Origin of the sequence: Shewanella psychrophila (assembly GCF_002005305.1) — a bacterium.
GTDB lineage: Bacteria > Pseudomonadota > Gammaproteobacteria > Enterobacterales > Shewanellaceae > Shewanella > Shewanella psychrophila.
In genome coordinates, this window is the sequence record NZ_CP014782.1 from 3511039 (window position 1) to 3524125 (window position 13087).

8 protein-coding genes are annotated in these 13087 nt (G+C 43.7%); 4 read left to right on the plus strand and 4 right to left on the minus strand.

Annotation, left to right across the window (positions count from 1 at the left end; all coding sequences use genetic code 11):
- The 4 genes from sps_RS15075 to sps_RS15090 all read left to right on the plus strand — a co-directional run bounded on the left by sps_RS15075 (nt 1) and on the right by sps_RS15090 (nt 4056).
- Nucleotides 1-1314, plus strand: a complete 1314-nt coding sequence (locus sps_RS15075) for an HlyD family type I secretion periplasmic adaptor subunit (protein ID WP_077753283.1) — start codon at nt 1-3, stop codon at nt 1312-1314.
- Nucleotides 1315-1326: 12 nt separating this feature from the next.
- Nucleotides 1327-2622, plus strand: a complete 1296-nt coding sequence (locus tag sps_RS15080; RefSeq protein WP_077753284.1) for a TolC family outer membrane protein — start codon at nt 1327-1329, stop codon at nt 2620-2622.
- Between the two features lies 1 nt (nt 2623).
- Nucleotides 2624-3220, plus strand: coding sequence for an OmpA family protein (locus sps_RS15085; RefSeq protein WP_077753285.1), 597 nt, complete (start codon nt 2624-2626; stop codon nt 3218-3220).
- 299 nt (nt 3221-3519) lie between these two features.
- Nucleotides 3520-4056: a thioredoxin family protein gene (locus sps_RS15090; protein WP_077753286.1), complete on the plus strand. Its 537-nt coding sequence runs from the start codon at nt 3520-3522 to the stop codon at nt 4054-4056.
- A 71-nt stretch (nt 4057-4127) separates the two neighbouring features.
- On the opposite strand, the gene sps_RS15095 is transcribed toward sps_RS15090, so the two are convergent.
- The 4 genes from sps_RS15095 to rhlB form a co-directional block, all read right to left on the minus strand.
- A complete protein-coding gene (locus sps_RS15095; protein ID WP_077753287.1) occupies nt 4128-6818 on the minus strand; it encodes a TonB-dependent receptor domain-containing protein in 2691 nt (896 codons plus the stop codon).
- A gap of 474 nt (nt 6819-7292) precedes the next feature.
- Entirely contained in the window at nt 7293-10301 is a 3009-nt protein-coding gene (locus sps_RS15100) for a TonB-dependent receptor (protein WP_077753288.1), read from the minus strand.
- Nucleotides 10302-10757: 456 nt separating this feature from the next.
- Entirely contained in the window at nt 10758-11669 is a 912-nt protein-coding gene (locus sps_RS15105) for a Ppx/GppA phosphatase family protein (RefSeq protein ID WP_077753289.1), read from the minus strand.
- A gap of 6 nt (nt 11670-11675) precedes the next feature.
- Nucleotides 11676-12992 (minus strand): ATP-dependent RNA helicase RhlB, encoded by a 1317-nt coding sequence (gene rhlB / locus sps_RS15110; protein WP_077753290.1) that lies wholly within the window; start codon nt 12990-12992, stop codon nt 11676-11678.
- Nucleotides 12993-13087 lie beyond the last annotated feature (95 nt).

The window sequence follows — 13087 nt, forward strand, 5'->3', positions numbered from 1 at the left end:
ATGGGCGCTAATCTTCATATTAAGCACCTTGAAGGTGCCAAACGCGCTAACCGGCTCATACTCATCGTCTTGGCGCTCATTGTCAGTACATTAGTTTGGGCCCACTACGCCACGTTAGAAGAGGTCGTCATAGGTCAGGGAAAAGTGGTGCCAACTTTGGCAGTACAACAGGTCGAGAGCTTAGATGGCGGAATATTAAAACAGGTATTAGTCAGAGAGGGGGAGATTGTAACAGCGGGTCAAGCCTTACTGGTGCTCGATGAGCTAAGATTCGCTTCGGCTTTCGATGAAGCTCAACTGAGTCGTAATGCATTGCGTCGTCAGCGGGCACGCCTAGAAGCCGAATTAAAGAGTGTCAATATAGATAATTTAGCGAATCACTGGCTAGCTAAAATCACCGTAACTCCACAAGCTATCGAGATGATCGATGGTGAGCGGAGCCAGAGATCTCAGGCAATATTCCACTCCCGCCTGTCACAACTAAACTCTCAACTCGATCAGGCCGAGCAAGCCGTTGAACAGAAGATACAGGCTCAGGAAGAGAACCGTATCACTACACGGGCTCAGGTCAGCGGTTTAAAGCTGGTTCGCCAGGAGATAGCCATGACCAGAGAGGCTGTCAATGAAGGCGCTGTCGCAGAATTAGAACTGCTCAAGCTAGAACGAGATGAGATACGACTCGAGGGCGAACTCTCAGCATCAAAATCCATGGCACGTCAATTAAAGGCGGTTAAGAGTCAGGCAATTGGAGAAAGACTCACCTTAGCTCTGGACTTTCGTAGCAGAACCGAAGCCGAACGCAACGAAGTGATCAATGAGCTGGCGGGTTTACAAGAGAGCATAAAAACACTCGCCGACAGGCTGGAACGCACAAAAATTGCATCACCGATAGATGGCAAGGTCACCAATATCCTAGTCCGCTCATTAGGCGCGGTGGTGGAACCCGGTGAGTCAATCATGGCCATTGTACCATCCGATGGTGCCTTGATTGTCGAGACTCGCATCGCTCCAAAAGACATAGCCTTCGTGCATACGGGGCTGGAAGCCACAGTCAAATTTACCGCCTATGACTTTGTCATCTATGGTGGCCTGAAAGGTGAAGTCATCTATGTCAGCGCCGATGCCCAGCAACTAGAAGATGGCACCACCTATTACGAAGCCCATGTTAAGACCGATGAGAACATGCTCAATGGCTGGCCGATAATTTCAGGCATGCAGGCCAGCACAGATATTCTTACAGGAAATAAAACCGTTTTAAATTATTGGCTAAAGCCACTCTTACGCGCAAAAGCCAATGCGTTACGTGAACCATAAGGTATGGATACAATGAGAAAACTTATACTCATCCCACTATTAGCACTTTCTAGCCAAGCTCAAGCTCTGACGCTGGAACAGTCTGTGGCTGAAGCGATTAACCATCACCCCTCATTACAACAAAAATATGCCGCATTCGAGGCCGCTGTCAGATATAGGCGTGCCGCAGTGGGTGATTATTTGCCTCAGGTTCGCCTATATGGCGGAGTAGGTTATGAAGATGTCCGCTATAACAGTGGCCAGAGAGTCGATAGCGAGCTAACCCGCACCGAGATCGGAGTTAAAGTTTCCCAACTTATTTTCGATGGCTTCAGAACAACATCGGAGATAGACAGACTCGACTTTGAGAAAGAAGCTGAGCGGTTTGGTCTTATCTCTGAAGCCGAGAACCTAAGCCTTGAGGTTAGCCGTATCTACCTAAAACTTATCATGGCCAACAAAATCGTCGGACTTGCCGAGCAAAATATTGAAGAACATAGGGAAATCCTCAAAAATATCCAGTCGAGAGAGAACAAAGGATTGAGCAGTGAATCCGACGTAGCCCAGGTCAGGGCAAGACTCGCAACGAGCCAATCTGGCTACTTAGCCGCACGCCATAATCAGATGGATATGCAGGCAAAGTATTACGATCTGGTCGGCGAGCTCCCCAAAGATCTTATTAACCCTATGCCTGATTTTGAATATGTCCCTACCACGCTCTCTTACGCCTTGGAACAAGCCGTTAAAAATCATCCTGAAATCGATGCTGCTATCTCAGATACCCAAGCAGCTAGCGCTCAACATGAGCGGGAAAAAAGCGATTTCTGGCCTAAGCTTTCTTTAGAACTACAAGCCAATAAGAATGACAATATTGGCGGAATAGAGGGACCAGACGAAGATGCTAGAGCCATGTTGATGCTCAGTTACGATATCTTCAATGGTGGATCTACAATAGACAGAACTGAAGCCGCATCATGGCGTTATCAGCAAGCAATGGCCGTTAGAGAAAATACACAGAAACAAGTGGTCGAGAGCACACGCTTGGCTTGGAACTCCTATGATTTTGTCGGTCAACAGCGTAGTTTTTACCGGGAAAATGTCGATCAGGCCGTGATAGCCGAAAAGGGCTATATCAAACAGTTCGAACTTGGCAGACGCTCGCTGCTCGATGTATTAGATGCAAAAGTAGAAGTGTTTCTAGCTCGAAAAAACTATATCAATGCCCATCATAACTACCATATAGCAGCCTATCGATTAATTAACGCGACAGGACAGTTAATGGAATCATTCAGAATCGATAAGCCAACAACCTGGAGCGAGGAGAAATAACATGAAAACTATAATATCAGGTTTGTTTATTGCACTGACTCTAAGCTTAATATCGGGCTGCGCTCAAACTGCTGAACCTTATGCCGATCAGGCTCAGAGTCGTGATCTACTCGATACTGACAATGACGGTGTGATCAATGCGAGAGATAGTTGTAGCGAGACCACAATGGGTGCAATAATATCTAATGATGGCTGCCCTGAGAGTCTCAATCAAGTTCAAGAAAAAACTAAAGTTATCATGTTCGATTTCGACAGTTCACAGCTATCGAAAAATGAAGTCGACAAGATTTCTGAGCTATTACACAAACTGATGGATTTACCTGAGGCCAAACTGGTGCTCATAGGTGATACCAGCCCGGAAGGTAGCGACAGTTATAACCATGCACTGGCTCAACGCCGCGTCGATACCATACACGGTATTGCCAAAGAGATAGGCTTCCCAACTCAGAGTATCGTCACCCAAACCTATGATCAGATCGACCGAACGCCGACTTCAATCAAAGGAAGAGAGCACAGACTGATTGCCGTGGGTCAGTGGCAAGTATCAGGCACTCAGATGATGTGGAATATTTTCACTTCAGAGCAGAATTCCAGATAACATTTGATGACTCTTGTTAACTCCAAACCCTCAGTACATTTGAGGTTTTGGAGCTACTTCCCACATATTAATTAAAGTTCTTCTCTAATAAAATATAGGCACACCATTGCCACTCCAGCATGACTAACTCTCTTATATAATGATTTTTGTGATCAACACAGCTAAATACGATATTGGGATGTGATCTAGCCAAGCATTACTAAGTGTCATTCTTCTCCTCACTACCACTAAATGATTAAATACCCTCAAAGCGCGCATCAAACACAGCTAGTCATTTCCCCCGAGCATGAGGTATTATCATGAATCAGAACATCAAGGCATTACTTGCCACTACAGCCCTCTTCTTTAGCTCCCAAACTCTTGCAAGCAGTGGCTGTGCATTCGAAGATGAGCAAGATGGCTTTATCGCTACATGCAGCGAGGAGAAACAAGAAGTGATATTAACCGGATTAGTAGAAGCACAAACCTTAGTCACCGAACTCGATGACTTTGCTGAAGGCTATAAAGAGTATCAGGTCAACACAGCGGCAATAACTCCATTTAAGTCACTCAAAGAGCCGACTGAAATCATTGTGATTATTGGTACCTGGTGCCCGGATTGTCATCGTGAGACACCGCGTTTCATCCGCATCATGGAAGAGCTGAATAACCCGAATATTAAGGTGACTTATATTGGCATAGACCGCACTAAAACCGATTCGAAAGGTTTAGCCGCCCAATATGAGTTTAGCCGTATTCCGACATTCATTGTGATGCAAAAAGACGAAGAGATTGGTCGAATAGTAGAGCGGCCTGAGGTGTCATTAGAGATCGATTTAGCTAAAATTCTAAACTGATTTAATTTAGCATCAAAAAGGAAAGGCACTCGATGAGTGCCTTTTTATAACTATTTTTTAGCTAATCATGATTAGAATGATTGACTAAATGACACCCAGTAAGTACGACCAATGATGTCATATATACCGCTGTCATAATCACCACCTGCGTCGAAGCTTGGTTCTTCATCGGTCAGGTTGTTAATACCCGCAGAAACTATATTGTTCCAAGGCATAGTGTATGAATAACTTAGTGTATGGTATACGATCGAATCAATCTGATAGCTAGAACCATTATCGTTTGTATCAGTTGTAGACTGATGATCGATATAATCAGCTTGATAGAACAAGCTATGATCGCCCACTAAGTAATTAGCTGAGAAATTTACCCGGTCATCTGGATAATCTTCGGTGCCACTCCAGTTGCGAGACATGGTCTGCACACCACCTTCAGGGCTTGAATCTGTATACTTGATATAATGAGACCAGGCAAGACCTAGCTTAAAGTCACCCACTTCAGTTTCAAATGTAGACGCAAACTTAGTATCGACACCCTGACGCTCACTCAGACCAATGTTTTGTAGAACGTTAGTCATAGCAGTCAGTTTGCCCGCACCATTTTGGCTAACTGATGTACCAGGATAAATAGCGCTCACATCGGGACGAGGCTGACCAGCAGCATCAGCCGCTTGCCATAACTCAGCTTGAGTACGTGTGATCTCACTATCGACAAGCGTTGAGATAAGACCTTCAGTCTCTAATGACCAGTAATCTACCGACATGTTAATGTTATCGGTAATATCCCACACCATGCCTATGTTATAGCTTTCAGACTCTTCCGGACCTAAGTTCTCATTACGATTAGTCGAAACTGGAACATTGTCTTCGATGCTACAACCATCGATGCCTAGACCATCTTCATAACACTTAAGGTAGTTAGTCACATCGTTAAAACCAACACTGGTAGATTGATTTAGATCTTCCAAAGTAGGAGCTCTAAAACCTGTACCCCATGAAGCACGAAGTAACAATGGCTCTAAAACGTTATAACGTACTGATACTTGAGGATTAAAAGTTCCGCCAAAGTCAGAGTAATCATCATAACGGGCAGCAAGATTGACCTCTAAGTTATCCAAAACAGGAAAAGACATCTCCATAAATACGGCTTTCACATCACGCTCACCGCTACCACCGGCACCACCACTACCTCCGGCAATTAAACCAGCCTCTTCTAAGGCATCAACTTGAGAGTCTAACTTCTCTTCACGGTATGATGCGCCAACATACAGACCCGTCGCACCACCAGTAAGTTCAAACAATTCAAAACTAAGACCACCATCCATTTCTAATGCGCTACTGGTTAAACGTGCATCTGAATTAGCCGTCGCGCCAGCAGGAACTTCAGAATTCGGATTCCGTGGATCCCAACCTTCAAATGTATTAGTAGCATCATTCCAAGCACCAACGAGATCAGTGGTCGCGCCTTTTAGCTGATAACCTGTTCCCCACTTAAATACGTCATACTTGTTGTAAGACACTGACGCATTCCAATCGAAGCTATCGGTTGTACCATCGAGGCCCACTAAGAAATCATAGATATTATCGGTACTTTCACGAACGCGATTACCAGCAGTATCGAAACGATATAGCATAGCCCCGCCTTCGGGTACTGCACGTAGATCTAAACCTTCTGCAGTAGTATATTCAGGCATAGCCTCTGGGAATTCGATATAACCAGGAATTGGTGCCGAAATATCAGTGGTCTTATTCGATGCCCAGTAGGCGCGCGCAGTAAGCTGAATATCTTCGCTCAACTCATAAGAATACGACAGTAGCGTAGATGTACGCTCTTGATCGACATCAAGATAAGCAGCTTTTGTATAATCATAGGCACAAGACGTTTCGCCAGCATACTTACTATCACCTAGCGGACCGGTGAAGTTATTACCATACACATCGGCGCAATCCAGGCCAGCATTAGTAAATGGCGTCTGATACTCCCAACCACCATTAGGCCCCATATCGAGCGTACGACCAGTCTGACTCAGTCCGATCCAACTTCTGTAATCACTTGGATCTTGTCCATCTTTCACATGAGCAGCTGTATAAGGACGATCAGCTTGAAGTATGCCCGTCTTCCTATAATGTTCGATTGTGAACATCAAGTTGCCTTTATCTGAACTCAGGCCGCCAGTAAAAGAAGCAGAATGGTTATCACCACCACCATCGGCATCTGGCTGTTCGGCGCGAACTTTAACTTCGACACCTTCAAAATCTTTCTTCAAGATAATGTTAATTACACCGGCGATAGCGTCGGTACCATAGATAGCCGATGCCCCATCGGATAAAATCTCGATACGCTCAACTGCCGCTGTTGGGATGGTGTTGATGTTAGTTGCACCGCCACCCAGTACAGGCGATTTAGCCATACGCTTACCATCGAGCAACGTCAGAGTATGACTGGCATCGGCACCTTTAAGTCTTATTGTCGCCTGAGAAGACCAGCTGTTGTTTGATGTTCCACCATAAGAACCGAAAGAATTTAGGTTAGATGAACGCAGTGCATCACCTACGGTTGCGAAACCTGCAGTTGCCATATCTTCAGCGGTAATAGTGGTAACAGGGCTCGCACCTTCCATATCGACACGCTTAAGACGTGAACCAGTAACTTCAATGCGCTCTACTGTATCTTCATCACCTTCTGCAGCATACACAGGTGCAGAAAGCGCGACGACTCCACCACAGGCCAAGCTAACGAGCTTAGCAACTTTATTAAATTTCATACTTCCATCTCCCAAGAATATATTTTTTATAGGTCCTATGCTCAGTCAACTTTGATGCTTGAAACCAAAAAGCAAACAACAACAAAACATGGCAACAACATTTGTATCACATATTTTATTTTGTATGCAATATATCATTTAAGCGATGGAATTGTCTTTATGCTAGGTTTTAGAGTATTTATGCAATTAAATAAAACTTTGAAAAAGCTGGCAAGAAGTGACTAATGACGAAATAAATAATCAATTAATGCAGTGAACTACTGGTTTACCTCAGTGAAATTGCCTAACCCCTTACAATAAATTTGCGCTAAAGAGTCATACATGAAAGGTTAACATCCACTAAAAATGCACTCTGTATAAAAAAGTATCTTAATATATCTAAATGGAATAAAGACCAAAATAAAGAGAGGGATTTAACAATTGTGATAATAAAAAAGGCCGCAGATGCGGCCTTTTTAGCTTACTTGAATGCTCTTAGAACTGATAACGAGCTACAAGAGAGAAGTATCTTTCTTCCTGACGCTCAGTTGTCATTCCATAGTTTGGATTTAGCATCAAACCATCTTCGCCATAGGCTGTGCGCTCTTCATTGATGTTTGTCGCTGTATCTGAATTCAACACATTATAAACAGTGCCTTTAATACTAAAATCACCATTAAATAGCTCTGTTCTGTACATTAACGAAAGATCGAGCTTAGTTACCCAAGACAAGGTACCAGCGGTACCACGTGGTGATGGGTCACCATTTTCGTCATAATGACTGGCATGGCCGTAATAACGACTGATACAGGCATCCCATGGATTACCAGGAGCACAACTATCCACACCTTCAGGATGAACTGAGAACTCATTTTGTGGACGACCCGAACTAATACTCGTTACAAAACCCAGAATCAACTCTTCAGTAATATCGTAGCTACCATTAAATTTGAACACGTGAGTGTGATCATTTGGCAGATCACCATAACCATGATCCATTAAGTCGCCATAATCATATGAAGTCGTCCAACCCGGATCGGCCTGATCATTATCTGTTTTAACTAAGCCCTCAGTGTTACCCCAGTTATGAGACAAGGTGTAAGAGGAATTTATACGGAAGTCATCAGTCACATTACCATCGAGTGTTAGCTCGAGTGCTAAGTAGTGACGCTCCATAGCATCAAGTGCCATCTCTTCAGGTGAAAGAGTAATATTATCAACTTGCCCATCACCATCAAAATCATAGCTTAAGTTTACTGCTTCACCTGGGTTATGCAGTACATAGTATGAACCTTGACCAACATTATCATCGATGCCAAGCTCAGCTAACTTTTGACTTAAAATCGGTTCAACATCGGTATCTTCTATACCACGCCCTAGGTCACGCCAGATAACGCGTGCACCAGCAGACATGGTTTCAAACACTTCTTGCTGATAGCCGACGGTAAACTCATCTGAGTACATAGAGTCGAGTGAAGATGAAGCGATTAATCCTGGTTCAGTAATGCCTTGCTGTCTTACGCGAGTATCACGAATGTTGACGCCACGGCTTGGAGAGCCATCGGCGGTAATGATTGGGTGACCATCACTATCAAGCTGATCTAGCTCATAATAATCAAATACTTCACGCTGCGAACCACCCTGCTTGATGTTCATATTGACCGAAACAGGCTGGAAATAACGACCATATGTCGCAAATATCTTAGAAGTGCCATCACCATGAATATCATAGATAGCCTGAAGTCTTGGTGCTATCTGATTATCTAGATCGACATAAGCTCGGCCGTCAGATACGGTATTTTCATAACTATTGACTCTCACGCCAGCATTGATAACTAGGTTATCAGTTGCCTGCCATGAATCATTGATATAGTAAGCTAATGAACTCACCTCTGAATCGTTGTTAGCAAAGGTCGAACGGCGGCGACGCTCAATGTAATCTTCACCTTCTGCAGCGCCAGAGATATCATTGGCACCAGCAGTCGCAATTGTCCACCAGCCCTGTGCTTCACCGATACCATTTTGGTCTTCTGAATAATCAACCGCTACACTGCTATAATCGACACCAAAGCTGATAGCATGATCTTCAAGATCCCAGTTAAAGTCGATACGAGCCTGATCGCGTACATAATGCTGCTCAACAACAGTAGAATTCGTATGTTGGCTCAAAGTAACAAATGAACCATTTCTCTCGTCCCATACGCCAGGATTTGAAGAAGCAACACGGTTCTCTACATTTTCCTCAACTCGACCAACCACTGCAGATACAGAGAAGTCATCTGTGATGTAACCGTTATAATTTAAGCTATATAACTTACCACCATCTTCACCCGGTGCAGCAACACCTTGCTGATCACCAACTTTATTAGTTTCCCAATCATAAGCATAGGTCGTTGTCGTCCATGTACGCTTATTGTTCATCGCCATGAAGCCGATAGAATGATCTTCGGTCATGTACCAATCTAACTTAGCGAACCAGCGATTCGACTCACGATCTTTTTCTTTGTAAACCGTTTGAGTTGCCCACTCGAAGTCATTTTGACTTGGTTCATAAAGGCCGTAATAAAACAGCTTATCTTCGATGATTGCACCGCTTGCCCAGATTCTGGCCTGCTTAAAGTCTTCACTATCTTGCATGGTATTATTGTCACTATCGATCGTTCCATCGGCTTGATAGATTGAATCATGTGACGCTCTCAGCGATGCAGGATCCCAACGGCCCTCAACCCCAAAATGAAATTCGTTATCACCAGACTTAGATACAGCATTCACGACACCACCAATAGCACTGCCAAATTCTGGAGTAATCGCGCCTGTTTTGACCTGAGTCTGTGCTATCGCTTCCCAAGGTAGGCTAAGTGAGCCAAGGCCAGTTCTGATATTGGTAATATTAAGTCCGTTCAAATAATAGGCATTTTCAGCAGATGATGAACCACCAAAACTTGATGCACCATTAAAACTTTCACCACCAGGAGCAGATGTTCCAGGTGCAAGCAGTGCGATATTTTCAAAACCTGAATCGACAGGCATGGTGTTAAGTTCATCTTGACTAAAAGTAACGCCAGATGTTGATGAGCTCATATCGACACGACGTATCATGCTGCCAGTCACGGCGATACGCTCGACGTTATCAAGACCAACTGCAGTTATTTGTCCATCTAAGATCACTGGCTGGCCAATACTGACTCTCACTCCTGACTCTTGAGTCTTAGCAAATCCATCTTTAGTAATGCTGACATCATAATCACCAACCGGGACATTACGTAAAAAGTAATCACCCTTTTCGTTAGTTTCTACGGTATACACAAGACCTTTGGTCTTATGTTTCAAAGTGATAGTAGCATTTGAAACTTTAGCACCGTCACTATTAACAATATGGCCCTTAACAATACTGGTATCAGCAGCCATGACTGCTGGTGCTGACATCATCAATACTGAACCTACAGCGATTGCTGCAAGTGTTTTTCTTGGTGTAAATCGCTTAAGCACGTTACTTCCAGACATAATTTATTCTCCCTTAAACCTTCTCTGAATACGCGCTTAGCAGAAATATTATTAGTTGATTTGTGTACAAAACGAACCAAGCGCAACAAAACGATAACACAACCCATATATTTTATACAATCTACAATATTCAATAGAGGTCCTGTAACAAAGCCATTCGGAGTTTGATCTCAGTGAGAAATCTAGGTTATTCGAATTTTACAAGAATATTATTGTTAATTAATTTAACAATTTGGTGGTAAGTATCATTTTTAATATTCACAATGGTTTTTTAAACTAATTTGTGTCTATTTTGTTTCAAAGGGAAGTATTTAGGTCAACTGAAGTTGGGTTTTGCAGTTATGGATCGGCACGAAACAAGCAGGCTATAGATGACTGATACAGATAAACATCTGTAAAATATCTCTGGGAGCTTGTAAGGGACAACAGAAAAGGATGCTTATGAAGTGGTTTAATCTAGAGACGATTAGCTAGGCTTTGTAGCACGCCTTCACGGAGTGCGCCTCCGGAGAGGTTTAGCTTCTCGATGTTAAGGAGTTCAAACAAGGCAAGTAAAATTGAGATCCCAGCCGCAAAGGTCGGTGCTCTCTCATGATTTAAGCCAGCAATTTCAGACATCGACAGATCTGACTGCGCCAGTACTTCTTGTTTTAGGCTGTTAAGCACATCGGGGGTAATACAAGTCGATTCGTTTCTATGACTCAGGAGTTCGACAACGGATTGAACACTTCCGGATGCACCGACAACACAATGCCAACCTAAGCTTGTTAGCTCTGTTAAATGCGTACCCAGTGTAATTTTAACCTGGGACTTAGCATCTTCGAAGTCTAGTTCTTGCAGTGGAAATGAATTAAAAAACTGCTCATTAAAGGTGACACACCCCATAACTAAACTGTTTTTCAATAACACTTTATCACCATCACCGATAATAAATTCGGTACTTGCACCGCCAATATCGATCACTAAGCGGCGACCTTCGCCACAAGTTGTGGCTACCATGCCTTGATAGATCAACTCGGCTTCACGCATGCCTGTGATTATCTCGATGGGATGACCTAAGATAGGCAGAGCACGACGACAGAAGTCATCGGAATTGGCTATATTTCGTAGAGTCGCTGTCGCGATCACCGCGATATTATCGCTATTGACGCCCTCTTTCTCGAGCATCTCGGCGAACATGGACAAGCAATCTAGTCCTCGCAATAACACCTCTTCACTCAGGGAGCCATTGTTCTGGATCCCTTCGGCGAGACGAACTTTACGCTTGTACTTGGCAATAATTTTGGGCTGGCCAGCCACAGTTTCGGCGACCAGCATATTAAAACTATTAGAACCTAAGGTAATAGCTGCATAGCGAGATGTTGTCATCAGTGCTTATGAATGTCTACGGGTCTTATCGTGACGGCGAGGTGCGCTGTTACGATTACCATTTCGACTTCCATTTGGACGACCCGAACCGCTACGTCCTTGAGGACGACTATTGTGCTTTCTATGAACTCGGATTGGTGCCGGAATATCTTCAAGCAGCGCAGTGCTGTCATAGTTAGACACTGGGATCGAGTGAGTTATATACTCTTCAATCGCCGGTAAGTTCAGTGCATATTCTTCACATGCAAAACTTATTGAAATACCTTTCCTACCCGCTCGACCGGTACGACCGATACGATGGACATAATCTTCACAGTCATCGGGAAGATCGTAGTTGTATACATGTGATACATCAGAGATATGTAGACCACGAGCCGCAACATCCGTAGCAACTAAGAGATCCAACTCACCCGTTGTGAACTGCTCAAGGATGCGGATACGTTTCTTCTGTGGCACATCACCAGTAAGCAAGCCAACACGATGACCGTCACCCGATAACCAAGACCAGACGTTTTCACAGCTGTGCTTAGTATTAGAGAAAACGATCGCCTTTTCTGGCCAGTCTTCCTCAATAAGTGACAATAACAACTTCATCTTCTCATCCATTGATGGATAGAAGATCTCTTCTTTAATGTTTTTAGAGGTTTTTTCGTTCGGCGCGATAACGACTTTCTCTGGCTCATTCATATGATCATAAGCCAGTTCCTGCACCTTCATAGAAAGAGTTGCAGAGAACAGCATGTTCAGACGCGACTTGGCATCAGGCATACGTCTAAATAAGAAGCGTATATCTTTAATAAAGCCAAGATCGAACATACGATCGGCTTCATCGAGCACAACAGCTTGAATTGCACTTAAATTAATGATGCCCTGGCGTACATAATCAATAATACGTCCCGTGGTACCGATAAGGATATCGATACCTTTATCTAGCACCTTACGCTGAACTTCATAGCTTTCACCACCATAGACAATACCAACTTTCAAGCCAGTATGTTTAGCCAATAGCGTCGCATCTTTAGCGATTTGGATAGCCAGCTCACGAGTCGGCGCCATAATCATAGCGCGCGGTTGATTCAGCTGACGACCTTCAGGAATTGGGGTTGATAGCAGATGTTCAAAGGTCGCCACAAGGAAAGCTAAGGTCTTCCCTGTTCCGGTCTGTGCTTGACCTGCGATATCTTTTCTCTGCAAAAGGATCGGTAATGATAATGCTTGAATAGGCGTGCAAAATTCAAAGCCGCTCTCGTTAAGTGCTGTTTTTATCCCTTCGTGAAGGGAAAAGTCGGCAAACTTCTGATTAGATAAATGTGTTTCGCTCATAGCGGCAGCATACCAGTTGGGGTTGCAATAAGAAACTCAATCGTTTGAAATAGCGACTAATTATAAAAAGTAACTTTAAAGGTTATTATAATTGC

What these genes read in the sequence shown, in the direction of transcription:
- sps_RS15090 (WP_077753286.1), top strand. Translation starts at nt 3,520, where the DNA reads ATGAATCAGAACATCAAGGCATTACTTGCCACTACAGCCCTCTTCTTT.
- rhlB (WP_077753290.1), bottom strand. Translation starts at nt 12,992, where the DNA reads ATGAGCGAAACACATTTATCTAATCAGAAGTTTGCCGACTTTTCCCTT.
- sps_RS15105 (WP_077753289.1), bottom strand. Translation starts at nt 11,669, where the DNA reads ATGACAACATCTCGCTATGCAGCTATTACCTTAGGTTCTAATAGTTTT.
- sps_RS15075 (WP_077753283.1), top strand. Translation starts at nt 1, where the DNA reads ATGGGCGCTAATCTTCATATTAAGCACCTTGAAGGTGCCAAACGCGCT.
- sps_RS15085 (WP_077753285.1), top strand. Translation starts at nt 2,624, where the DNA reads ATGAAAACTATAATATCAGGTTTGTTTATTGCACTGACTCTAAGCTTA.
- sps_RS15100 (WP_077753288.1), bottom strand. Translation starts at nt 10,301, where the DNA reads ATGTCTGGAAGTAACGTGCTTAAGCGATTTACACCAAGAAAAACACTT.
- sps_RS15080 (WP_077753284.1), top strand. Translation starts at nt 1,327, where the DNA reads ATGAGAAAACTTATACTCATCCCACTATTAGCACTTTCTAGCCAAGCT.
- sps_RS15095 (WP_077753287.1), bottom strand. Translation starts at nt 6,818, where the DNA reads ATGAAATTTAATAAAGTTGCTAAGCTCGTTAGCTTGGCCTGTGGTGGA.